The sequence below is a fragment of the Micromonospora sp. ATLC20 genome (assembly GCF_057196585.1).
Window position 1 is genome coordinate 46,045 of sequence record NZ_JBXUOV010000011.1, and the last position, 22,482, is coordinate 68,526.

A 22,482-nucleotide genomic window follows, 5' to 3' on the forward strand; every position below is an offset into this window, starting at 1 on the left:
GATGACGATTCTCCACTGCCCTCCTCAACTTGGTCAGGTTCACCAGGTCGACCACGCCCAGGAACCCGATGGGCGAGGATCACGCAGCGAACCATGGCGCGATCATCTTACGTCGGTGGACCGGAACTTTCTGCGAGGAAGCATGGGCAACGCAGCGACGAGCGGGTCAACTCCCGCAACGGCTACCGGCAGCGCGAGTGGGACACCCGGGCCGGAACGATCGACCTGGCGATCCCCAAGCTCCGCCAGGGCAGCTACTTCCCCGACTGGCTGCTGACGCACCGACGGCGGGCCGGGGACTGCCTGGTGGTGTGTCGGCGCTTGCCGGGCCGTATTGGCCTGCGGGGTAAAGAGCCGGCCGTAGGCCTGCGGCCAGCGTGTAGCGAATGAGTAGGCACACAGTTCCCTTGGTGACGGGTGTTCTGCTAATGGGGGAACGGGACGCGGTGGACTGACGACGCCCCTGTCGGCCCCCCGTTTACCCCCCCCCCCCGAAAACCCCCGCGCATGGTTGACAACCAGTGACAATTGGCGATCATCCTCTGGCCATGTCTGGGCAGCTCAACGCCTACTTCTGATAGTCATCGACATGGGCAGGATGGCTACGGACGGTAACAGGGGGTCGTCGGTTCGAATCCGGCCGTCCCGACAGAGAGGGTTTCCACAGGTCAGCGACTTGCGGAGGCCCTGTTTTGATCGCTGTCGGTCGATTCCATGGCGAGCATGCCGCCGTTGGGACCCTTAACTCGGCGGTCTACTGAGTTGATCTCGGTTGGGGCTTTGGCCATGGATGGCCTGGTAGATCGCGTGCGTTTGCGGCGTCGCGCTCATTGCTGGACTCCTTGCCGACGGAGCAACTCGGGACAAATAGGTGCCGATTCCCGTGGCGCTGCCACCCTGAGCCCGATAGGCGGTTGGCGAGCGGCCTGATGACTGCCGTGGTCTCACGAGCGCATGAACGGAGCCCCGCAGACGGAACTCGGGCGCGGCGCCGCAGTCCCCGACTGCTGCCCGACACGGGAAGCTGGCCGCATCCTCGATGAACCAAATTCCCCGCACACCGCGATAGTCCTTGTGTGCGACGAAGAAGAAGCCAGTCACCGGAGCGGCCCGTCAACGAGCTGAGCAGTGACGCCGAGCTGCTGCGTGCCGTTGCAGCCGAGCGGGCCGAGGCTCTCCGGTTGCTGCATCATCGGCACGCGCCCTGGCTGCGGGCCCGCCTGCGCCGGCGCTGCGCGGACCCCGATTTGGTCGATGCCGCGCTCCAGGACACGTTCGTCGCCATCTGGACCGACGCCCGACGGTACGAGGCGACTGGTGCCGATGCCGCGGGATGGATATGGACCATCGCTGTCAGGCGGCTGGTGTCTGCGCTGCGTGGTCCCGCGCATCGTTGGCTCAGTGGCGCCAACACCGAGTTGCCCGACGTCGCCACGGCGCCGTCAGCGGAGGAGTTGGTCCTGCTGGGCATCGAGCACGGCGACCTGGGCGGAGCGCTCGATCGGATCCCACCGGAGCTGCGGGCGCTCATGCAGGCCACGGCTATCGACGGCTTGACCGTACGGGAGGCGGCCAAGCTGCTCGGTATCGCGGAGGGCACGGCAAAGACCCGGCTGCTGCGCGCCCGGGCCCGGTTGAGGGAGCTGCTGACATGACCGACTGGCACATCGATGCGGGTATGCTCGCGGACTACGACCGGGGAGCGCTCGATCCGAGCCGAGTCATGGCCGTCGACGCCCATCTGCTGGCCTGCGCCTCCTGCCGCGGACGTGTCGCGGTCGACACGGTGTGGCTGACCGGCAACTGGGCGGCCGTCTTCGACGCGGTCCATGCGCCCAAACAGCGCGCGCTACGGCGGCTCCTGGGCCGGCTCGGGCTGCCTGAGCATCGGATCCAGCTGCTCGCCGCGACGCCGGCGCTGCGCTGGTCCTGGTTGGGTGCGACCGCGGCGGTGCTGGCCCTCGCGGTGGCCGCGGCGTATCTCGATCAGACCGGGGCGCGAGTCAGCGACGCCCTCTTCCTCGTCTTCGCGCCGATCCTGCCGGTGCTAGCAGTCGCCACCGCGTACGGGCCGCCAGCCGACCCGATGCACGAGATCACTGATACGACGCCGGCGGCAGGGCCGCCGCTGGTCCTCTGGCGCGCCACCGCGGTCGTCGCCGTTGCGGTGGCCATGGGCATGGCGGCGGCGGTCCTGCTGCCCGGACCGGGTTGGTACGCCGTGGCCTGGCTGCTGCCCGCACTGCTGCTCAGCGTCGGGAGCTTGGCGCTGAGCACCATCGTTTCGCTCTCGACCGCCGCTGGCCTGCTGGGCAGTGCCTGGCTGATCGTCGTGGGTACCGCGGCCACGGTCCACCGTGAATCTTCTCTGCCGGTCATCTTCGGTGGCACCGCGCAACTCGGCTACCTGCTCGCCGCGGCGGTGGCCGTCGCGGTACTGACCGTGCGGCGAAGCCGCCTCGACTTGGGGGAGACTCGATGACCACCGTCAGCATCGGCGGGCTCGGCAAGCGTTACGGGGCCACGGCCGCGCTTGACGACCTGGATCTGGAGCTCGGGACGGGGGTGACCGGCTTCCTCGGTCCGAACGGCGCCGGCAAGACCACCCTGCTGCGCTGTCTGGCCACCGCGCTGGCGGCCGACCGGGGCCGGCTGCGGATTCTCGGTCTCGACCCGGCGGTCCCCGCGCAGCGGACCGAACTGCGCCGGCGGATCGGCTACCTGCCGCAGAATCCGGGGCTCTACCCCCAGTTCACCGCCTACGACCTGCTCGACTACGTAGCGGTGCTCAAGGAGATGACGGACGGCCGGCAGCGCCGAGCCGAGGTGCGCCGGGTGCTCGACCAGGTCGAGCTGACCGACCGGGCCAGGACCAAGGTACGCAAGCTCTCCGGCGGAATGCGGCAGCGGCTGGGTCTGGCCCAGGCCCTGCTCGGCGAGCCCCAGCTGCTGATCCTTGACGAGCCCACGGTCGGCCTCGACCCGGAGCAGCGGATGCTCTTCCGGGCCTTGATCTCCCGGGTGGGCGAGAGCCGCACCGTGCTGCTGTCGACCCATCAGACCGAGGACGTGGGGGCACTCTGCGAACGGATCGTGGTGATGAACTCCGGGCGCGCGATCTTCGATGGCAGTCCGCGAGAGCTGGTCGCTGTCGCCGACGGCCGGGTGTGGCTGTCGACCACGGCTCCGTCCGGCTCCCAGGCGTACTGGCGCAATGCCGACGGGCTGTACCGGACGCTCGGTGACCGACCCGCAGACGGCGTGCCGGCCTCCCCCTCCATCGAGGACGGCTACCTGCTCCTGCTCGGCTCGTCGACGCGCGAGGGGGTGGCCCGATGACGACGCTCGCACCGGCACCGGTCCGACCCAGCGGTCGGGTGGCGGTGGGCGCGCTCGCCCGCGCCGAGGCGCGCCTGGTGCTGCGCAGTCCGCTCCTCTGGGGCGGCATGGTGCTATCCCTGGCGCTGTGTACGGCATGGGGGTGGACCACGATGCCGACGTGGGAGACCTTCGCCGAAAACGCGGGGATGTCCTCGCTCGTGCTGGCGGGTGCGCTTCTGCTGGCCGGGCATTTGGCGGCGAGCCGGGATCGGCGCGCCGCGGCGGAGGGTCTCGAAACAGTGCCGACGACCGCCGCTCGGCGCGGCGTCGGCCTGCTCGCGCTGGTGGCGGTCTCCGGCGCCGCCGGCGCTACCCTCTGCCTCGCCGGGCTGCTACTCATGCTGCCGGCCTGGCCGGTCGGGCGATTGGACCCCTGGGTGCTGCTGGTGATCGTGGTGGTTCCGGCGATCGGTGCGGCGCTCGGGATCGTGGTGGGGCGTTGGCTGCCTGCGACGGCCGCCGGGCCGCTGACAATGATCGCGATGGCGGTCGTCCTCACCAGCTTGCTGGCCACCGGCTCCGACAGTGTGCTCTTGCACCTTTTCCCCGTGCCGGACGCACCATGGGCGACCGGGGCGGCGCGTCCCACCGGGTGGCACCTGGTCTATCTGATGTCCGTCCTGGCCGTGATCGTCGCGCTGCTGTGGTGGAGACACCGCCGGATCATCGCGATCGGGGTGATCCTCACGGCGATCGCGACCTCAGCGTTCGCCACCGACCAGCAGGCGCGGGCGACCCCGGCGGTGATCTACCCCGAGATGAACGACGCGCTGGCCGGTCCGGCGGTGCTCGACTGCGAGATGCACGGCGGTGTGCGCTACTGCGCCCTTCCGCATTTCGCGGGCTGGATTCCGCTCTGGCGGGAGGCGGTCGAGCCGGTCGCACGGAACCTTCCGGCCGAGGCCACCCGTCCGACGGTCCGCCAGCTCGCCGGCATGGACAATGGCGTCGTCCTCGTTCCCGGGGTGCCGGAGATCGCCACCTGGCCGCGCTGGGGGCGGCACGGTCGCTGGGCGGAGGACTCCCGTACGCAGCTGACCATCGCCTACACCACCGCGGCTACCGGATTGTTCGGGCGCGGGCTCACGCCGTTCGACGACGATGCCCGGTCCGGTTGCGTCGGTTCCGGTCAACATCGCACTGTGGTCGCCCTGTGGCTGCTTGCCCAGGCTCTGCCGGATGGTGCGCGCCACCTCCCCGATGGCGGCCTGAGCCTTGGGCGAGTCCGCTACGACCGGGCGGACGCGCACGCCGCAGCCGCGCTGCTCGCCCGGCCGCATGACGAGGTGGCCGCATTCCTGGTCGCGCACTGGGCGCAGATCATGGACCCGGCCGGGGCGGCTCTCGCTCCGCTGGGGGTGACCGTGAAGCCGCCGGCGATCCCCACCGTTGACGAGCCGGCGGCATCCGGATCGTCGGACCAGCCGAGGATTTGCCGGTGAGCGCCATCCGCATGGGGATGCTGCTGACCCGGCCGCTCGCCCGGGCGGTGCCCTGGTGGCCCCTGGCCGCCGCGGCCGCGCTCGCGGTGCTGAGCCAGCTACCTGCACTGCTCGCCGAGCCGACGCCGGGCCTCGCGCTGCCCGGCCTCCGACTGGCTGCGGCCGCGCTGGGCGCGGCGGTCTGCTTCGCGCTGCCGGACCGGATGGCATCGACGGTGATGGCGCCGTCCCCGCGATGGATACGGCAGTGGCTGAGGGTGGGCCTGGTCCTGCTCCCGGCCACCACGGTGTGGGTGCTGCTCTACCTGGCGATCGTGGCGGTCAACGGCCGGCTCGTCGTCGGGCCCATCGGCCCCGTCACCATGCAGGCGGCGGTGTGCGGGTTGATTCCGCTGGCCGCGGCCGCCGTGGCGGCGCGATACCGTGACGATCTCGGCGCGGCGTCGGCCGGGCCGCTGGTTCAGGGCGTTGCGCTCGTCGGGACGCTGTTCTTCACAGGTACCAAGTCGCCATGGCCTATCCCGCAGGAGACGGGGTGGACGAATGCCCAACTGTGCTGGCCTCCAGCATTGGCGTTGAGTGCGGCCGTACTGCTGCTCGCCAATCGGGAAGTGTTCCGATCCTGAACCCGTGACGATCGCCGCCTGCTGCACGGACGGGACCACCGTAGCGTGTCCTTCCGCCACGTCCTGGCCGGACGGCCATTTACGACGCCATCGACGAACGGGACCGCCGTACGCTGCACGAGCGTGCCGGGCGGGTGCTCGAAACCGTGACCCCACGACCGCTGGCACAGCTCGCGCGACACTTCCGGCAGTCCGGCGAGGTCGTCGCGGAGAAGGGGGTCTGGCTGTGGGGCGCCGACCTGGTGCCCGCCCGCGTCCAGGCCCTGCTCGCCGTCGGAGCCACGGCACAGGCGCAGGACCTGGTCGACGCGTTCGCCCGAGGGCTGCCCACCGGGCGGTTACCGGCGCCGCGGGCCGCCGTGCTGGACTGCCGGGGCCTGCTCGCCGAGGCCGCCGGCGACCACGCCTCGGCGGCGGGCCTGTTCGGCCGGGTCGCCGCGGCCTGGGCGGCGCTTCCCCGGCCGTACGGCGCGGCGCTCTCCCGCGAGCGGCAGGCGGGGTGCCTGATCCGGGCCGGGGCCGTCCCGGAAGGGCTCGACCTGCTCACCGACGTCCTGGATGGACTGTCGTCCCTGCCGGCGAGCCTCGACGTGGACCGCGTCGCCACCTGCCGCTGTGACCAGTCGCGGCCGCAGCCCTCACACCCCTGCCGGAGGAGGATCCCCCATGCGCCCAGCGGCCACGGGCGCTCGCACTGAACGGCGCCGCCGCCGCGCCGCCCTTGACCGCGCCGGAGCCGCCGACGGCAGCGGCCGCGAAGGCCAAGATCCGTCCACAGCTCCAGACCCCGCCGCGCCGGCGGAAACTACACCGCGAGCTACCAGGCCCCGCGCCTGGCCGCCACCACGGGCACGGTCAGCATCAGGGCCAGGGCGGAGGACGCCGCCGGCAACACCGTCGAGCAGACCGTCCTCGACGCCTTCCGCCGCACCGCGCGCTGACGCGCTGTCGGATCCGCCGGGCACGTCGCGAACGTGCCCGGCGGGCCGGCACCCGCCCGGCCGAGGGCGGCCGGCATCGACGGACCGCCCGCCGGGGCCATCCCTGGCCTCCGGCACGGTGACCGCCGACGACGAGCCCGGCCACGCAGCGCGCGGGCGGGCTCGGCGATCTGCTCGGCGGTCGGAGTGGCTATCGCCGCAGGTCGGGCCAGCGGCGGTGGGTCCATGCGCGCAACGCCCACTCGAAGGGGCCGTACCGGAACCGCCGCATCCACCACGCGCTGGTCGCCACCTGTACCGCGAAGATCGTCAGTGCGATCAGCAGCGTCTGCGCCGGCGAGGTGTGACCGGCCAGGCCCAGCCCGACGCCGGTGAACACGAGCACGCAGAGGAGTGACTGGCCCAGATAGTTCGTCAACGCCATGCGTCCGGCGGGCGCCAAGGCGTCCGCGACGCGCGGTCGCCTGGTGAACAGACGCAGCAGGGTCGCGGCGTAGGCCGCGGCGAGGAACGGCGCGGTGACGGCGCTGACCATCAGCCCGGTCATGCTCGCCGAGCCGCCACCGACCGCGAACACGGCGGCGCCGGCGAGACCGACCGGATAGCCGACCCGCTCGCAGCGGCGCAGCAGGTTCTCGTGGGTGGGCACGGTGGCGAGCGTCCGGTGCCTGCCGGCGGCGAGGCCGACCAGGAACGCGGCGAAGGCCAACGGCCCCTGCACGGCGAGCGCGCCGAGCATTGACGGCAACGAGCGCAGGTGCTCCAGGACGACATCACCGAGCCCGCCGCGTAGGGCCTCCGTCGAACGCGCACCGGCGGCGACCGCGGCGGCCTCGTCCGGGACCACCGTGGCGCCGAGGACCGCGGCCAGACCGATCGCGGTCGCGACCACGCCCACGATGACCGCCGCTGCGAGCAGGGCGGCGCGCGGTTCGGTCCGCCGGGCGGCGAGCAGCACGAGACCGAGCAACGCGTACGTGGTGAGGATGTCGCCGTGGTACAGCAGCACCGCGTGCAGCGCCCCGAGCACGAACAGCCCGGACAGCCGGCGCAGGAACGACGGGCCGAAGGTCACCCCACGCCGGGCCGCTGAGTCGAGTTGCAGGGTGAAGCTGTAGCCGAACAGGAATGAGAACAGCAGGTACGCCTTCATCGCGAACAGCAGTTCCGCCGCACCTGCGACCAGCCGGTCGACCGTGCCGTGCGCCGGATCGTCGACCAGGTGGAACTCGAATCCGGAGCTGAAGTACCACACGTTGGCCAGCAGGATGAACAGCAGCGCGATCCCGCGCAACGCGTCCACGACGTTGATCCGGGCGTCGTCGTCGTGGGCGGCTGCACCTCGGGCGCGGCCCTGCCGGTCGGGTCGGAGCGCGCTCATGACGCCGAGCCTCCCGCGACCACGAGGGGCACGTGCCGCCTCTTCGGCGCGGCATTGCGGTGGCCGTCGGCTCGGGCCCGTGGGCGAACAACCCCCGGGGCGCGCGCGCCGCCAACGCCGTCGCCCGCGGCCACCGGGTCGTCGTGGGTCCTACGCTCCGGGTCCAGCTGCACGAGATCAGTCATGTTGTACACCGTACGAGCGCACTATGACGGGCAATAGTGAGGCTGTCCCCCGTATTCGCTCTCGGGGTATCGTCACTGCACTAGTGCACGGGAGGCCGCTGTGGAGGAACCGCCGTACCGCCGGATCGCCGCCGATCTCGCCGGCCGGATCGCGTCCGGCGAATTCGCCCCCGGAACGAGGATCCCGTCGACGAGGCAGCTCATAGCCGAGTACGGGGTGGCGATGGCGACCGCGACGAAGGTCCTGGCCACCCTGCGCGAGCGGGGTCTCGTCGAGCCCGTACGGGGCGTCGGCACCGTGGTGGCCGCCGATGTGGGCAGAGCACCCGGCCCGGACCGTGCGCAGGTGGTCGCCACCGCCGTGGCCACCGCCGACGCCGAGGGGCTGCACGGCCTGTCGATGCGCCGGCTCGCCGGTCGGCTCGGCATCCCGACGATGGCGATCTACCGGTACGTGGCCGACCGCGACGAGCTGGTGATGTTCATGATCGACAAGGTCATGGCCGACAATCCGCCCCCGGCCCTCACCCCGGAGCGCGACGGCTGGCGGGCCTGCCTCGAGGCCATCGCCCGGCTGCAATGGGCGATGTACCGTCGGCACACCTGGCTGGCCGAGGCGGTCTCCTTCACCCGGCCGCTGCCGGCCCCGCACGCGATGGTCCATACCGAATGGATGATGCGGGCCCTGGACGGACGCGGGCTCGACCTGAACGCACAGTTCACGGCGGCGGTGACGGTGGCCAACCACGTTCGCGGCACGGCGGTGAACCGGGCCGAGGAGGCGCAGGCCGAGCAGGACAGCGGCCTGACCGACGCCCAGTGGTTGGAGGCCCAGGAAGGACGCATCGGCGCGGTCCTGACCGACGGGCGGCTCCCGCTGCTGGCCCGCTTCATCGCCGCCGACGACGGGGCCTGGAACCTGGACACACTCTTCGAGTTCGGCCTCCAGCGCCTCCTCGACGGCCTCGCCCCGCTCCTGCGGTGACGGCCTCCGCCTCGCGCGCGGCCACGACAACCACCGGGATTCGGGCCACCGGAACCTGCCAGCGAGCGCCGCGAGCGCCCGGCGCGGGCAGGTCCGCCACACACATTGTGGATGATGGCGGCTCGTGCGCGCGGTCTCCGCGCGCCAGAGCAATTGGAGGTACGGGTGCGCGGATCAGCGCGACGACTGGCCGTCTCGATCGTTGCCGCGATCCTCGCGGCGACAGGGCTCGCCTCGCCCGCCTGGGCGGCGACGAACCCGTTCACCGCGGCGCAGGCGTGCAACAACGACTTCGGTGGCTCGTGGGCCTACGCGAGTGACGGCCACCGGTCGATCAACGCCTCCGACGGCACGAAGGTGGGCGACGTCTACCTGTTGTGCAACGGCGCGACCGGCTACAACTGCGTCGTCACCCTCAAGCGGGTGGCCGTCGGCTCGACGACCGGGCTGGCGGCGGGCATCCGGGTGGAGGGCGGTTCCTGGGTCGAGGACTCCGGGAACTACAAGTACTACGCCGCCATCCAGCGCTCCGCCGTCGACAAGTGCGTGATGTATCGCGGCGAGGTCTTGTACTTCACCAGTTGGCAGGTCGCCGGCCGGTACAACTGGGGCTGAGTTCCCGCGACGGGGGCGGCCCCGGGCGCGCGTCGTATCGGCGACCGTCCGGGGCCGCGGTTGTCGTCGCGGTCGGACCCGACCCCGCGCCAATCGCCGCACAACATCAGACTGGATCAAGCGATGGCCGTCTCTTGCACCACCAGCGCGGACGTGACCTTCCATCGTCACTGAGAGTGCGTCGTTGAGGATCAGGCTTGGGGTGCTGACGCGGCCGCTACACGACGCGGATGTGCAACGCCGTGGTGTCCGGTTCCGCGGCGACCCGTGCAGCAAACTTGTCCTGCAACGAGAACAGCTCGGCCATGGGCGCCGGCCGTCGTGTGGTGCCAGCGAGGTCCCGATGTGCTTCGCGCGACCAGAGGAACGGGTAGACCGTCATGCCGTGCGACAAGGGCAACCGGCTTGTCTCATCTTGCCAGCCTGGCCAGCGCAGCGACTCGTAGAACTGGCCGGTACCACCCTCGGTGATCCACGACAGCCAGTCGCCGTGACCAGCGCCGAGGGACTCCCACTCCAACGTGTCCGGCCCGAAGTAGCACACCTCTCCGGGCTCCCCGGGGCGGCCGATAATCGCCGGGTCGGGGCCGTTGACCTCGAACCGTCCGCCAAGCACGTCGTAGCCGACGACCAGCGCCGCAGGCGCTTGCTCCTCGCCCGGCAGGCCGTTGGCCTCCGCCAGCGAGGGCAGGCCGCGCTCACCACCGCCGCCGAGCACACGCAGCCAGCCGCCATCGACCAGCAGACCGCCGGTGTGCAATGCCAACGCGCCCATCCGCGACCGATTGGAAACCTGCAGGCGGTGCAGGCTGTGCCGCCCGGCGGCTGCAGAGACCGGCAAGATGGCGATCTGCGGATTCGATAGCAGTTCCATCTCGAGCGCCGGCCACGCCGGATCGGATGTAGTGGTCAGCTCCTCCAGGGTGCGCACCCGATCATCATGCCCGGGCCGCTGCACGTCGGCGACATCCGTACGGATGCGCTCTCATCTGCCGCTGAGTACGCGCTACCTCGACCTAGAGGTGGTCGCAGTGCGCAGAGCAACGACGACCGAGGCCGTGGCCTTAGCCTTCGACCGGTCGGCGGCCTCCTCGAGGCGGACCAACCGGAGCGGTGGCTGGCTGGTGAAGCGATCGTTACGGCCTTGACCGTGTAAGTGCCAGATGCCACTCACGAGTGCTCGGACGTCGGGAAACCCGGCTCTCGGGCCGTTCCGGTGGGCGGGAGATGAGCACGACACCCGTTCTTACCGATGAGCCGAAGGTGTGGCCCAGATCCCGTGACGGTGGGGAAAGCTACACGCCGAACTGGGCCGTACCGTCGATGCCATGTAAAGGGCGAGTCGGGCATGATCATTTGCATGTCTGTGGAGGAGAGGTACGGGACCACATCGGACAGGGGCGAGGGCGGGCTGGCCAGGCGGTGGACGGCCGTGCGTGGCTCGCTGATCCTCACGGCCCATCTGGTCGCGGTGATGGCGATGACGGTCGTCACCGTCGCCGTCTTCTGTCTCGTCGCGCTGGGCGTCGGTGTGCTGATCTTCCCCGGCTGCGTACGCGTGCTGCATCGCCAGGCCGAGCGACTGAGCCGGGCGCATCAGCGTTTCACCGGCACCGGTTTCGCGGTGCCGAGCCTGCCGGACCCCGCCGGGTCCGGATTCGCCGCCCAGGCACGTCAGTGCTGGCGGCTCCTCACCGACCGTGCGTTCTGGCATCTGATGCTGTGGGCGGTTCTCGACCCGTACACCGGCATCGTGCTCGCGATCGCACCATTCGGACTTGTCGCCTGGGGTCTGTACGGTTGCGTGGCCATGCCAGTCCTCTACCTCGGTCTCGGCCTGCAACCGACGGAGTGGTACGCGTTCATCCCAGTCATGTCGGCCAGCACGGTGCCGTACGCCGCCGTCCTCGGCTGCGGTTTCATCGTGTTCGGCGCCCGCAGCGGACCCTGGTGGTTGCGGGTACAGGGCCGCTGGTCGTCCGTGCTGATCGGCAGCCGCCTGGTCGACCTGCAGGCTCGGGTCTCCGCCCTCTCGGCCACCCGCGACGAGGCCCGCGACGACGCGGCCGCGCAGCTTCGCCGCATCGAACGGGATGTGCACGACGGCGCTCAGGCCCAACTCGTGGCGATCGGCATGAAGCTGGGAATCGCCGAGACCCTCATGGCCAGCGACCCGAACGCGGCGCTCGCCCTCATCTGTCAGGCGCGTGAGGACTCCTCGAACACCCTCGGCGAACTGCGCGATCTCATGCGCGGGATCCACCCTCCCGTCCTCGCCGATCGCGGACTGGGCGCGGCGATCGAGGCGATGGCCATCGAGTCGGCACTGCCGACGACCACGCAGGTACGGCTACCCGGACGTCTGGACTCCTCGCTCGAGGCTGCGGCGTACTTCGCCACCCGCGAACTGCTGACCAACGCCGCGAAGCATTCCGGCGCGGCTCACCTCGTGGTGACGGCAGACATCGAGAAGGATCACCTCCGAATCGGGGTGCGCGACGACGGCAAGGGGAGCGCGGTCATCGTGCCCGGCGGCGGGCTCGACGGTATCCGTCGGCGGCTGGCCGCCTTCGACGGCACCCTCGCCGTCAGCAGCCCGGCGGGCGGCCCGACGGAAATCGTGATGGAGATGCCGTGCGCGTCGTAGTCGCAGAGGACCAGATGATGCTGCGCGCCGGCCTGGTCGGCCTGCTCGAGGCCGCCGGCCATCAGGTGGTCGAGCAGGCGGGTACGGGACCCGAGCTGTGCCGGGTTCTCGGCGACTGGCGGGCCGGTGTCGCGATCGTCGACATCCGCCTGCCTCCGTCGCACACGGACGAGGGGCTGCGCGCCGTGCTGGCGGCACGACGGGTCCAACCCGCTCTGCCGGTCCTGCTGTTCTCGCAGTACGTCGAGCAGCTGTACGTACGCGAACTCCTCGCCGACGGGGCCGGTGGAATCGGCTACCTGTTGAAGGATCGGGTGTCCCATCCGCGTCAGTTCATGGACGCCCTCACCCAGGTCGCCGCCGGCGGCACCGTACTCGACCCCACGGTCATCAGCGCGCTCATCAACCGTGTCGAACGGCGCGGGCCCGTCGGCACGCTCACGGAACGCGAGCGGCAGGTCCTCGACCTCATGGCGCAGGGGCGCTCGAACACGGCGATCGGCGGCGAGATGCATATCAGCGAGAGCGCGACGACCAAACACATCTCGAACGTGTTCGCGAAGCTCGGTCTGCACCCGAGTCTCGACGACAACCGACGGGTCCTGGCGGTACTGGCGTACCTCAACGAACGCTGAGCCCGCTGGTAGGGAAAACTGCACCCAGCCGCACGCCCAGCTCCAGTGTCTGACGCCGTCGCCTGGCCGAGGCTGGACGCATGACGAAGACGAACATTGTTCCTCCGCGGGGAGCGGGTAGGCCGCGCGTGACAACGGTCGTCGTCGCGTTTCTGGTGGTGTCGGCCGCCGCCTCGCCGTTGTTCACGCTGGCGCAGGGGGTGACCGGGCTCGACCCGACAATCCTGGTGCTCACCCAGTTCTCCACCGCGTTCGGCGCCCTCGTCATGTACGCGATCTGGCGAGGCCGCCTGCCCTACCCGCGTACGACCAGGCGAGGCGTCCTCGCTCCACTCTGGGCCGCCGTCGGGCTGTCGTTGGCGGTCGTCGTCCTTCTCTGGCTTCTGGCGATCGTCGAGCCGCGCCGCTGGCAGTCGCTTGACACCTCGACGCTTCCCGCACCGCTGGCCCTGATCCTGTTCGCGCAGTTCCTCGGCGCGGCCGGCGAGGAAGTCGGCTGGCGGGGCCTCGTACAACCCCTGCTCGAAACACGCATGCCGACGTTACCGGCCGCCGCCGTCACCGGCATGCTCTTCGGGCTCGGCCACTTCCACGTGGCGGGCGCCGGAATCGCGGTCTACTCCGTCTTCGTCGTCTCGACCATCGGACTGTCCATCACCGCGGCAGCCATCACGGCCGGGCGCCCATGGTGGGCTCGCATCCTCGTGGCCACCGTCCTGCACTGGGGCGTCAATACCGGGATACTCGTCGCCTTCTCGAACGCCGATGAATCCATGCGGTGGATGACCGATACCGCGATCGCGACGGGTCTCGTCGGCGCGGCCTGCGTTCCCCTCGTCATCCGGTCGAAGCACCGTGCGTCGAACGATTCGCCGGCACCATGTGCGGCCGTCGGCGCCTGATCAGCTCGCGCGTCGTCCCGCACCGCGCGGCGCCCGTACCGAGCGGCACAGGTCGCGCCGGGCGCAAGTCGGCTCACCGTTCCTCTCCGCCGGCTGATCGCAACGCTCACCGACGACGACGTGCTCATCGGACAGCACAGCAGCTCCGGATCCGGCACTTGGCTCGTCTAGGGCTCGAGCGTGGCGGGCATGCTGAAGGCGGCGACGTGACGGGCCCCGATGAAGGCGTTGCTCTCGACGATCTTCCCGTTCTCGATCCGGAGTACGTCGACGACCAACGCCTCGTAGTGCGGGCTGCCGGGCCGGCGGAGATAGTTGATCAGTGCCGGGCGCCCGTTGGCCGAGGTGGGGAACGTACGCCAGTCGAGCGGTCGGCCGAGGAACTCCGCGGCCGCGTCGATGCCGACGACCGGCGGCTCGGGCGGCATCGTGATCCGTACGTCCTCGGCGAGCAGTTCCCGGATCGTCTCCGGGTCCTTCGCGTCGGCGTAGCGGCGCAGGATCTCTTCGTCCGCACTGGTGAGTTGCGGGCGGCGCCAGTCCTTCGGGTCCGACGGAGCGCGCCGCCGGAGGGTGTGGCGGGCCCGCTGGAGGAGGCTGTTGACGGCCGCTACGGCGGTGTCGAGCGTGGCGGCGATCTCCTGCGGCGTCCAGCCGTAGACGTCGCGCAGCACGAAGGCCGCCCGCTGCCGCGGCGGCAGGTACATGAGCGCTGCGATCACGGCCAGCTCGACGGTCTCCCGGGCGGCGAGACCGGCCTGCGGATCGTCGGCCAGCAGGGCGTCGGGATAGGGACCGAGCTCGGTGGACCACTCCAGCGGATCACCGTACGGTACCGTCCGGTGACTGGCCGCCTTGCGGCTGTCGAGGAAGACGTTCGTGGCGATCCGGTAGAACCAGGTGCGCGCCGACGCCCGCCCCTCGAAGCGGTCGCGAGCCCGCCAGGCACGCAGGAAGGTCTCCTGCACCAGGTCATCCGCGTCGGTGACGTTCCCGGCGAGGCGGTAGCAGTGGACGTGCAGCTCACGCCGGTGCTCGTCGAAGGCGCGCTGCAGCCAGACCGCCTTCCCACCCGGCGAGTCGGACATGTGATTTCCCCTGGGCTGAGTGGTTCTCACCACCGTACTGACGACCGCGGACCCATCCGTCATCGGTCACCGATGACGATCGCCGACTCGGTCGTCTGTACCTGTGACCGATCCCCACTCCACGAAGGAGACAGCCATGACGGCAACCCCCGCGTCCAGCGCCGCCGCGCCCCCGGTCGTCGACCGGGAGACCTGGCTGCGCGAGCGCAACGAACTGCTGGTCCGGGAGAAGGCCCACACCCGCGAAGGAGACGCGATCGCAGCCGCTCGTCGTCAGCTGCCGATGACCCTGATGCCGCCGGTGACGGTGCGGGGCCCCGGCGGAGACACCCCGTTGGTGGAGGTGTTCGAGGGCCGCCGGATACTCATCGCCTACTTCCACATGTGGCACGACGGCAAGCCGTACGAGCATCAGTGCGAGGGGTGCACCTACTCGACCTGTCACATGCAGATGCTGGACTACCTGCACGCTCGGGACGTCACCTACGCCGTGTTCTGCGAGGGTCCCTACGACGAAAGTGCCCCGTTCGCGGAGTTCATGGGCTACCGGTTCCCCTGGTATTCGGCGAAGGACTCCGACCCGGCTCTGGCCGACGGTCGCGACTTCGGGTTCATCGCGTGCTACCTGCGCGACGGCGACAAGGTCTACGAGACCTACTGGACCACCGGGCGGGGCGTGGAGGCATTGATGACCACCTACCACGCCCTGGACCTCACGGTGTACGGCCGGCAGGAGAACTGGGAAGACTCGCCTGAAGGCTGGCCGCGGATCACCGGGCACCCATGGCGTCTCGACGGCCGCCCCACCGCACAATGGTCACGCCCCGGCGTCGCACCGCGATGACGTCCTGATGATCGAGGTGATCATGCTCGCGTCGCCCGAGGGGTCAGCCTTCTGCTGCGTCGTGCGTCGTCGGTGGTCCGACCGAGCGCGGCCCGGAGCCGGAGTGGTACCGAACGGCCCGGGCCGTGCTCATGGCGCTCGCCGTGCGCCAGTCCGTCGGCACCACACCGGCGGCGGCGTGGTCCGGGGCGAGGCGGCCTGGCTCGAACCGTATCCGGACCGGCTTGTCCCGTCCGTTCAACCGGATCCGGAGACCCGCGCGATCGCGAGGGAGACCATGGAACTCGCGCTCGTCGCCGCATTGCGGCATCTGCGGCCGCGGCAGCGTGCCGTACTGCTGCTGCGTGATGTCCTCTGGTTACTCCGCCGAGGAGACCGCCGGGATGCTGGGCACCACGGTCGCCGCGGTCAACAGGGAGAGGATGAGCCATGCTCGAGGCCTTCGTAGCAGAACCACCGTGCGCGGTGTGCGGGCGACCGGCAGCACGCATCGAACTCGTCGCACCCGGTACCCGGCCCGCAGACTGGCCGCGCTGGTCACCGGCGCAGCGCGACGCCTATAACGCTGCCCGAGAGCGCGCCGGAGGCCAGCAGTGGTGGCTGCTGTTCACTGGGGTCGCGGCGGGCAACGGATCCGGTCTGCCGGTGGACCTGGAGCATGTGGATCGGATCGCTGCCGCCTTCACCCAGCCGTACCGGTACGCCGCCGTCACCAGTGCGGGCTTCTACGGCGCGCGGGTAACGGCGATCAGCCGGCTCGGCCTGGACCGGCTGCGTACCGCCGGCCGCGAACAGACGCCGTTCCTGATCCGCCTCGCCGACGGCGATGAGCTGCTGGCCCGCGCCGTCATCGACGCCTCCGGCACCTGGGGCACCCCCAACGTCCTCGGCGCCTCCGGCCTGCCGGCCCGGGGCGAGGAGGACGCGGCGGCGTTCCTCGGCCACGCGCTGCCCGACGTGCTCGGCGGCGACCGGCACCGCTTCGCCGGCCGGCGCACCCTCGTCGTCGGCGCCGGCCACTCCGCCGCGAACACCCTGCTGTCGCTGGCCGAGCTGGCCACCGCCGAACCCGGCACCGAGGTGATCTGGGCGATCCGCTCGTCCAGCCCGGCCCGCACATACGGCGGCGGAGACGCCGACGCCCTGCCCGCCCGCGGCGCGCTCGGCGCCCGGCTGCGTGACCACGTCGACGCCGGCCGCATCCGGCTGCTCACCGGCTTCTCCGTGCACGCCCTCACCCCGGCCGAGGGCCGGGTCGCCGTGGTCGTCCGTCACGCCGACGGCACCGACGAGTCCGTCACCGTGGACCGCGTCGTCGCCGCCACCGGCTTCCGCCCCGACCACTCGATCGCGGCCGAGCTGCGGCTGGACCTCGACCCGGTCATGGGCGCGACCCGCGCCCTCGCCCCGCTGATCGACCCGAACGAGCACTCCTGCGGCACCGTTCCCCCGCACGGCGCCGCCGAACTCGCGCACCCCGAGGCCGGCTACTACACCGTCGGCATGAAGAGCTACGGCCGCGCGCCGACGTTCCTCATGGCCACCGGATACGAGCAGGTCCGTTCCGTCGTCGCCGCTCTCGCCGGCGACTGGGACGCCGCCCGCGACGTCCAGCTCGACCTGCCCGAGACCGGCGTCTGCAACAGCAACCCCACCGACTCCACCGGCACCGACGGCTGCTGCGGCCCCGACCCCGCGGCCCCGCCGGCCGCACAGGGGCTGGCGACCGGAATCTCCGGGGGCCTGCTCTCCGCACCGCTCAGCCTGGTCAGCCTCGACACCCCGGCCGGCGGCCAGGCCGGCGGCTGCTGCACCAGCTGACGACCACCACGACGGGTGCCCGCCGACCCCACCGTCGGCGGGCGCCACCGGTGGCGCGCCGCCGCCGCGGCGATGCGTTCGGTACGGAGTGGAAGCGACGGGCACGACGGCGAACCCTGCTGCCCTGTGGCGCTCGTGGGCAGCCTCGATCCGGGCGGACGAGGTCCGCCCCCGGCGCCCTAGGCGAGCAGCGTCCGCAGCGCCTCGGCGAGGCCGGCGCCGGCGGTGACCGGGCGGGCGAAGGGCAACCGGGTGTCGGTGTGACCGTCCGGCCGCTCCGCGCGCAGCACGATGCCCTCGGCGTCGAGCGCGACCGGGACGATCCGCGTCGCGTCGGCGCCCCTGTCGACGAGCGCGCCGAGCCGGTCCAGGACGTCGCTGTGGCACCGGGCCAGGTGCGCGAGGTGGGTGGCCTCGTCGACGGCGATCGGGTCCGGGCGGGCGGCCCGGTACGTGCCGAGGTCCACCGCGACGGGCTCGGCGGCCCGGTCGAGGACGATCTCGTCCGGCGCGATCGCCCACAGCGCCACCTGCGGCAGGTCGAGCAGCGACATCACGGTGGCCGGGTCGCAGGCGTCGAGCGCGGCCGGGTCGAAGCGGCGGGCGGTGCCGACGATCCGCAGCCGGGCGCGCACCCGGGAGCGCACGGCGACCGGGGCGAGGTGGGTCACGTCGAGGCGTACCGCACCGCTGTGGCCGCGCGCGGCGACCAGCAGGCCGCCGGTGCGGCTCATCGCGTCGACCGCGAGCACGATCGTGCCGTCGGGGAGGACGGCGTGGGCGGAGAGGAGATCGGCGGTGGTGTCGCCGAGCGTCAGCCGCACCGAGGAGGCGGCGTTCAGCACGCACCGGGCGGAGACGGCGTCTCGGGGCGTGGAGGGGAGCGCCGACGGCCCTGCGCTGACCGGGGCGACGCCGGCCGACGGGGCCGGGCGCCCGGCGGGGTGCAACGCCATGTCTGTCTCCTCGGCCGGGAAGGGTGAAGTCGGCCCAGGTCAGACGGTAGTAGGTAAGGCTTACCTGTGCAACCGCGGGTCGGGTGCCGCACATGCCGTACGGGTCACGACGGTGACCGTCGTGACCCGTACGGGCGTGGTGTCCGGTTCGTCAGGCGGGCTGGTAGGTCAGGCAGTCGCTGACCGTGGCGCCCGGGCCGACGGTGATCGACTCGGCGGTGCAGGCGAGGTTGGTGTTGTGCACGCACTCGGCCCGCGCGCAGGCGCCCACCGCGCCGGTGACCTCGGCGATCCCGCCGCTGAGCGAGGACTCGACGAACGTCGCGCAGGAGGCCGCGTCGGCGGACGCCGCCACGGTGATCGCGGGAGCGTGACAGCCGTTGTCGTTGAAGCTGCACGCGGTGGCGGCGCATTCACGTACCGGCGGAGACTGCAACAGGGTCTTCATGGTGCCTCCAAGTCATGCGGGCCGGCGGACACGAACGCCGGCCTCGTGGTGCTCGAATGCCATCGGGTATTTGCCGGGCGGCCCGGTCCGCAAACCCGTCCGCCGTCAGTGAGGATCATGCTCACCTTAACAACGGAATGCGGGGTTGGTGGCCGTAAGCAGTCGTTTCCGCGCCGAGTCCGGACCGGCGAAGATGAGCCTTACCTTGGTTAGGGAAGGCTTTCTTTCCAGGCCGGGAGACGTCTTTGTCCGCCCGCTTCGGGCGCGACAGGCCGGCCGGCGCAGCGCCGGTGAGCAGCCACGAAGCCGACCGGCCGGTGCCGGGACCGTCATCCGGAACAGCGGGCGGTAATCGTCTCCGCCGCCCGCATCGGAATCGAGACCCCGGCTGCCGATTCGGAATCGGCGGCGCCGGTCAGCGGGCCGGGGACGGTGGCAGTTCGGCGGCGTTCGGATTACCCATTCCGTGGTCGCGCGCCCGGGCTATCGCCTCGGCGCGGCTGCCGAGACGGAGTTTGACCAGAATGGCGGAGACGTTGTTCCGCACGGTCTTGGCGCTCAGCCCGAGCCGGTGCGCGATGAGCGGGTTCGACAGGCCCCGGGCGAGCAGGCCGAGCACCTCGCGTTCCCGGTCGGTCAGTTCCGGGAACGGGCCGTCGGCGCGGGCGCCCAGCAGAGCGGCGGCGCGGTCGGCGAGCGGCCCGCCGAGGACCAGGTCGCCGCCGGCCACACCCCGGATGCCGCGCTCCACGTCCGCGGCCGAGGCCCCCTTGAGCACGTATCCACGCGCTCCGGCGCGTACCGCGGCGACGAGTGAGGCGTCGTCGTTGAGCATGGTCACCACCAGCACCCGGACCTCCGGGTGGTCACGGCTCAACGTCCGGGTGGCCTCGATCCCGGACCCCGGCCCGAGATGGAGGTCCATCAGCACCACGTCCGGCCCGGTGCTGCCGACCAGCGCCCGGGCCTCGGACGCGTCGGCGGCCTCGCCGACGCACTCGATGCCGTCGAGGGTGTCCAGCAGCGCGCTCATGCCGAGCCGGAAGACCGGGTGGTCGTCCACCACGACGACGCGGATCGGGCTGTCGGTCACCGGCACTCCAGGGGGACGGTCAGGCAGACGGTGGTGCCGCGGGAGGGGGCCGGCCCGACGGTCAGCGTCGCGCCGACCGCCTGGGCCCGTTCCCGCATGGCGTGCAGGCCCACGCCGGGGCGGACCGGCCCGGCGGCCACGCCCCGGCCCTCGTCGGTGACGGTGACCCGGAGCAGGTCCGGTCGCCGGTCCAGCGACACGGTGCAGGTGTCCACCCCGGCGTGCCGGTGCACGTTGCGCACCGCCTCGGCGGTGACGCCGTACGCGGCGGTGGCTACCGGCTCCGGCAGCGGGTCCAGCGAGGCGGGGGCGCGCATCACGATCCGCAGCCCGGCCCGCGCGTACTGGGTGCGCAGCAGGTCCAGGGCGGGACGCAGCCCGCCGTCGGCGAGCACCGGCGGCAGCAGCCCGTGCGCCAGCTCCCGCACCTCCGCCGCCCGTGCGGTCAGCTCCTCGGTCAGCCGGTCCAGCAGCTCCTCGGCCCGGTCCGGGTCGCGGCGCAGCAGGTTGCGGGTGGCGGCCAGGCCCAGCCCGATGCCGCTGAGCGCCGGTCCGAGGCCGTCGTGCAGGTCCCGGCGCAGCGAGCGGCGCTCCTCGTCGCGTACCTCCGCCAGCCGTTGCCGCGACCGGGCCAGGTCCCGGTTCGTGCCGGCGAGGTCCACCATCGCGGCGACCACCGGGGCGAGGACGGCGAGCGCCTCCCCGGCCCGGTCGTCCAGCAGCTCGCCGGGCCGGGGCCAGGCGTGCAGGTGGCCGACCAGCCGGTCGCCGCGGACCAGCGGCACCGTGACCGGCGGCGCGCCCTCGTGCGGCGGCGGCTGCGGCCCGTCCTCGGTGATCCGCACGTCGGCCAGCCGCAGCGCGGTGGCCACCGCCGCGCCGATGTCGGTCGTGCTGCCGCCGCTGCGCACCACCCGGTGCAGCAGGAGTTCGGGCGGCTCGCCGTGCACCAGCCCGTCCACCCGTCGCTGCACGAGCGCGCGGACCGGCTGGAAGGCCGCCGCGATCACGCCGGTGACCAGCAGCTGCGGCAGCGGCGCGGCGTGCGGCAGCAGCCGGTCGGACACGGCGACCGCCGCGCAGTAGGCGGCGATCACCGTCGCGGTCATCAGGTACCAGACCAGGGTGCGCCGGACGGCCAGCCGCAGGCCCCACAACTGCTGGCGCAGCACCACCACTGCCACCGCCGCGGGGAAGAACGCCTGGGAGGCGAGCATCAGCAGCGCGGGCGCGGCCGGCGGCACCACCGCCGGTGGCAGGAGCGTGGCCAGGAAGGCCAGGGTGAGCAACACGCTGCCCGCTGTCACCCAGCCGAGGCCGTTGCGCCGCGCGGGCTCCCCGCGCCGCCACCGCCACGCGACGCCGGCGGCGGCGAGCGCGCCGAGCCCGACCAGCGCGTACGGCAGGACGGGGGACAACTGTCGCAGCAGCGCGGCGCGGGCGTCGCGCAGCTCCGGCGTCAGCGGCACCACTCCCACCGGCGGCGGCGCGGTGGCGAGGACGGCCACCGTCAGTGCCACGTACCCCAGGCCGATGGCGACCGCGACCCGGTCGAGCCGGCCCGGGGGCCGCTCCGGCAGCAGCCAGGGCATGACCACGACGAGCGAGTAGAGGCCGGGCACCCAGGCCCACTGGTGCACTGCGGTCAGCAGCGGCGGCCCACCGACGGCGAGCTGCCACTGCGCGCAGCACGCGGCGAGCGCGCCGCCGAGCGCCGCCGCCGTGGCGATCCACCCCGGAAGCCGGCTGCCGCGGCGCCGGCGGCTCAGGATCAGCCATGCCGCCGCGCCGTATACGACGCCGTCGAGCAGGTCGACGAGCGAGTAGAGCTGGGCGGCGGTGAACGGGGGAGTCGCCACCGCCCAGCCGGCGACCGCGCCGAGCGTGAGCACGCCGGTGGCGACGAGGACGGCCCAGGCCGTTCGACGCGGAGTGAGGAGGTCGTCACGCATGTCGGGTCCACTGTGTCAGGCCGGGAGGCGTCGGGGGACCACCTGAACGGCGTGAGCCGGGTGGCGGGCCGGGCGGTACGCGGGCCCGCCGTACCGTTTCCGCGCCGGCGCGGCCTGCCGCCGTCACCCTGCGGGCGGCGGTGTCCCGGCGGCCAGGGGTGGATGTCCCGGTCCGGCCGGGACGGTGCGATCGGCCGTGCGGTGCGGCGACGGCGTCCCGGACCGGACGGGATCGCCGTCCCTGGCGGGCCGGGACGCCGCGCCGGTTGACTGCCGGGCATGACCGAAACCACGCCGGACCACATCCCGGCCCACGTCAAGAACTCCTACGTCAACTGCTCCGAGTACACCCGGGCGCCCCGGCTCACGCCGCCGCCCGCCGACGTCCGCGGCGACGCCGTGGTGCTGTCGCTCCGCCCGACCGCGCCGGCCGCTCCGCCCGTCGAGGTCACCCGGTGACGGTGGCCGCCGCGCCGGGCCTGCTCCCCGCCTGGCGGGAGTGGCTCGCCGAGAACCTGGCGATGGGCGTCGCCGCCGGGC

General features: G+C 72.0%; 21 protein-coding genes and 1 pseudogene. 15 read left to right on the forward strand and 7 right to left on the reverse strand.

Annotation, left to right across the window (positions count from 1 at the left end):
* Positions 1 to 144: 144 nt before the first annotated feature.
* The 7 genes and pseudogenes from AC2CHG_RS04725 to AC2CHG_RS04755 form a co-directional block, all read left to right on the forward strand.
* Positions 145 to 294: pseudogene (locus AC2CHG_RS04725) on the forward strand (transposase); the annotation flags it as partial.
* Positions 295 to 1,076: 782 nt separating this feature from the next.
* Positions 1,077 to 1,655, forward strand: coding sequence for an RNA polymerase sigma factor (locus AC2CHG_RS04730; RefSeq protein WP_484524210.1), 579 nt, complete (start codon positions 1,077 to 1,079; stop codon positions 1,653 to 1,655).
* Complete coding sequence (locus tag AC2CHG_RS04735) at positions 1,652 to 2,482, forward strand: zf-HC2 domain-containing protein (protein WP_484524211.1); 831 nt, start codon at positions 1,652 to 1,654, stop codon at positions 2,480 to 2,482. Before AC2CHG_RS04730 ends, AC2CHG_RS04735 begins: the two co-directional genes overlap by 4 nt.
* On the forward strand, positions 2,479 to 3,339 hold the full coding sequence (locus tag AC2CHG_RS04740) for an ABC transporter ATP-binding protein (protein ID WP_262014170.1): 861 nt from the start codon (positions 2,479 to 2,481) through the stop codon (positions 3,337 to 3,339). The genes AC2CHG_RS04735 and AC2CHG_RS04740 overlap by 4 nt, the downstream gene beginning before the upstream one ends.
* Positions 3,336 to 4,823: a hypothetical protein gene (locus tag AC2CHG_RS04745; protein ID WP_484524212.1), complete on the forward strand. Its 1,488-nt coding sequence runs from the start codon at positions 3,336 to 3,338 to the stop codon at positions 4,821 to 4,823. The genes AC2CHG_RS04740 and AC2CHG_RS04745 overlap by 4 nt, the downstream gene beginning before the upstream one ends.
* Complete coding sequence (locus AC2CHG_RS04750; protein ID WP_484524213.1) at positions 4,820 to 5,449, forward strand: hypothetical protein; 630 nt, start codon at positions 4,820 to 4,822, stop codon at positions 5,447 to 5,449. Before AC2CHG_RS04745 ends, AC2CHG_RS04750 begins: the two co-directional genes overlap by 4 nt.
* A gap of 146 nt (positions 5,450 to 5,595) precedes the next feature.
* Positions 5,596 to 6,147, forward strand: a complete 552-nt coding sequence (locus tag AC2CHG_RS04755) for a hypothetical protein (RefSeq protein ID WP_484524214.1) — start codon at positions 5,596 to 5,598, stop codon at positions 6,145 to 6,147.
* A 433-nt stretch (positions 6,148 to 6,580) separates the two neighbouring features.
* On the opposite strand, the gene AC2CHG_RS04760 is transcribed toward AC2CHG_RS04755, so the two are convergent.
* Entirely contained in the window at positions 6,581 to 7,771 is a 1,191-nt protein-coding gene (locus tag AC2CHG_RS04760) for a DUF418 domain-containing protein (protein ID WP_484524215.1), read from the reverse strand.
* 285 nt (positions 7,772 to 8,056) lie between these two features.
* Here AC2CHG_RS04760 and AC2CHG_RS04765 point away from each other — a divergent pair, with 285 nt between their 5' ends.
* Positions 8,057 to 8,941 carry a TetR/AcrR family transcriptional regulator C-terminal domain-containing protein gene (locus tag AC2CHG_RS04765; protein WP_262014176.1) on the forward strand — a complete coding sequence of 295 codons (885 nt, stop codon included), beginning with the start codon at positions 8,057 to 8,059 and terminating at the stop codon, positions 8,939 to 8,941.
* Positions 8,942 to 9,106: 165 nt separating this feature from the next.
* Positions 9,107 to 9,556: a hypothetical protein gene (locus tag AC2CHG_RS04770; RefSeq protein WP_262014177.1), complete on the forward strand. Its 450-nt coding sequence runs from the start codon at positions 9,107 to 9,109 to the stop codon at positions 9,554 to 9,556.
* 217 nt (positions 9,557 to 9,773) lie between these two features.
* Here AC2CHG_RS04770 and AC2CHG_RS04775 read toward each other — a convergent pair whose 3' ends face one another.
* Positions 9,774 to 10,487 (reverse strand): DUF2625 family protein, encoded by a 714-nt coding sequence (locus AC2CHG_RS04775; RefSeq protein WP_484524216.1) that lies wholly within the window; start codon positions 10,485 to 10,487, stop codon positions 9,774 to 9,776.
* 429 nt (positions 10,488 to 10,916) lie between these two features.
* On the opposite strand from AC2CHG_RS04775, the gene AC2CHG_RS04780 reads away from it, so the two are divergent.
* The 3 genes from AC2CHG_RS04780 (at position 10,917) to AC2CHG_RS04790 (ending at position 13,740) form a co-directional block, all read left to right on the forward strand.
* Positions 10,917 to 12,203 carry a sensor histidine kinase gene (locus AC2CHG_RS04780; RefSeq protein ID WP_484524217.1) on the forward strand — a complete coding sequence of 429 codons (1,287 nt, stop codon included), beginning with the start codon at positions 10,917 to 10,919 and terminating at the stop codon, positions 12,201 to 12,203.
* The gene (locus AC2CHG_RS04785) at positions 12,191 to 12,838 is read left to right on the forward strand and encodes a response regulator transcription factor (protein WP_484524218.1); all 648 of its coding nucleotides are present in this window, start codon (positions 12,191 to 12,193) and stop codon (positions 12,836 to 12,838) included. Before AC2CHG_RS04780 ends, AC2CHG_RS04785 begins: the two co-directional genes overlap by 13 nt.
* 128 nt (positions 12,839 to 12,966) lie before the next feature.
* Positions 12,967 to 13,740 (forward strand): CPBP family intramembrane glutamic endopeptidase, encoded by a 774-nt coding sequence (locus AC2CHG_RS04790; protein WP_262014181.1) that lies wholly within the window; start codon positions 12,967 to 12,969, stop codon positions 13,738 to 13,740.
* Positions 13,741 to 13,907: 167 nt separating this feature from the next.
* On the opposite strand, the gene AC2CHG_RS04795 is transcribed toward AC2CHG_RS04790, so the two are convergent.
* Positions 13,908 to 14,828, reverse strand: a complete 921-nt coding sequence (locus tag AC2CHG_RS04795; protein WP_262014182.1) for an RNA polymerase subunit sigma-70 — start codon at positions 14,826 to 14,828, stop codon at positions 13,908 to 13,910.
* Between the two features lie 136 nt (positions 14,829 to 14,964).
* Between AC2CHG_RS04795 and AC2CHG_RS04800 the strand changes: the two genes are divergently transcribed.
* Positions 14,965 to 15,672: a DUF899 family protein gene (locus AC2CHG_RS04800; protein ID WP_484524219.1), complete on the forward strand. Its 708-nt coding sequence runs from the start codon at positions 14,965 to 14,967 to the stop codon at positions 15,670 to 15,672.
* Positions 15,673 to 16,161: 489 nt separating this feature from the next.
* Positions 16,162 to 17,493 (forward strand): NAD(P)-binding domain-containing protein, encoded by a 1,332-nt coding sequence (locus tag AC2CHG_RS04805; RefSeq protein WP_484524220.1) that lies wholly within the window; start codon positions 16,162 to 16,164, stop codon positions 17,491 to 17,493.
* A 179-nt stretch (positions 17,494 to 17,672) separates the two neighbouring features.
* On the opposite strand, the gene AC2CHG_RS04810 is transcribed toward AC2CHG_RS04805, so the two are convergent.
* From AC2CHG_RS04810 to AC2CHG_RS04825, 4 genes are all read right to left on the reverse strand, one after another.
* Complete coding sequence (locus AC2CHG_RS04810) at positions 17,673 to 18,449, reverse strand: DUF2470 domain-containing protein (protein WP_262014994.1); 777 nt, start codon at positions 18,447 to 18,449, stop codon at positions 17,673 to 17,675.
* Between the two features lie 151 nt (positions 18,450 to 18,600).
* Positions 18,601 to 18,897, reverse strand: a complete 297-nt coding sequence (locus tag AC2CHG_RS04815; protein ID WP_262014993.1) for a DUF1540 domain-containing protein — start codon at positions 18,895 to 18,897, stop codon at positions 18,601 to 18,603.
* Positions 18,898 to 19,312: 415 nt separating this feature from the next.
* Positions 19,313 to 19,990, reverse strand: coding sequence for a response regulator transcription factor (locus AC2CHG_RS04820; protein WP_262014992.1), 678 nt, complete (start codon positions 19,988 to 19,990; stop codon positions 19,313 to 19,315).
* Entirely contained in the window at positions 19,987 to 21,942 is a 1,956-nt protein-coding gene (locus tag AC2CHG_RS04825) for a sensor histidine kinase (protein WP_262014991.1), read from the reverse strand. Before AC2CHG_RS04825 ends, AC2CHG_RS04820 begins: the two co-directional genes overlap by 4 nt.
* Positions 21,943 to 22,221: 279 nt before the next feature.
* Here AC2CHG_RS04825 and AC2CHG_RS04830 point away from each other — a divergent pair, with 279 nt between their 5' ends.
* Entirely contained in the window at positions 22,222 to 22,401 is a 180-nt protein-coding gene (locus AC2CHG_RS04830) for a hypothetical protein (RefSeq protein WP_262014990.1), read from the forward strand.
* Positions 22,402 to 22,482 lie beyond the last annotated feature (81 nt).

What these genes read in the sequence shown, in the direction of transcription:
- AC2CHG_RS04735 (WP_484524211.1), top strand. Translation starts at nt 1,652, where the DNA reads ATGACCGACTGGCACATCGATGCGGGTATGCTCGCGGACTACGACCGG.
- AC2CHG_RS04740 (WP_262014170.1), top strand. Translation starts at nt 2,479, where the DNA reads ATGACCACCGTCAGCATCGGCGGGCTCGGCAAGCGTTACGGGGCCACG.
- AC2CHG_RS04745 (WP_484524212.1), top strand. Translation starts at nt 3,336, where the DNA reads ATGACGACGCTCGCACCGGCACCGGTCCGACCCAGCGGTCGGGTGGCG.
- AC2CHG_RS04760 (WP_484524215.1), bottom strand. Translation starts at nt 7,771, where the DNA reads ATGAGCGCGCTCCGACCCGACCGGCAGGGCCGCGCCCGAGGTGCAGCC.
- AC2CHG_RS04780 (WP_484524217.1), top strand. Translation starts at nt 10,917, where the DNA reads ATGTCTGTGGAGGAGAGGTACGGGACCACATCGGACAGGGGCGAGGGC.
- AC2CHG_RS04795 (WP_262014182.1), bottom strand. Translation starts at nt 14,828, where the DNA reads ATGTCCGACTCGCCGGGTGGGAAGGCGGTCTGGCTGCAGCGCGCCTTC.
- AC2CHG_RS04800 (WP_484524219.1), top strand. Translation starts at nt 14,965, where the DNA reads ATGACGGCAACCCCCGCGTCCAGCGCCGCCGCGCCCCCGGTCGTCGAC.
- AC2CHG_RS04810 (WP_262014994.1), bottom strand. Translation starts at nt 18,449, where the DNA reads ATGGCGTTGCACCCCGCCGGGCGCCCGGCCCCGTCGGCCGGCGTCGCC.
- AC2CHG_RS04815 (WP_262014993.1), bottom strand. Translation starts at nt 18,897, where the DNA reads ATGAAGACCCTGTTGCAGTCTCCGCCGGTACGTGAATGCGCCGCCACC.
- AC2CHG_RS04825 (WP_262014991.1), bottom strand. Translation starts at nt 21,942, where the DNA reads ATGCGTGACGACCTCCTCACTCCGCGTCGAACGGCCTGGGCCGTCCTC.
- AC2CHG_RS04830 (WP_262014990.1), top strand. Translation starts at nt 22,222, where the DNA reads ATGACCGAAACCACGCCGGACCACATCCCGGCCCACGTCAAGAACTCC.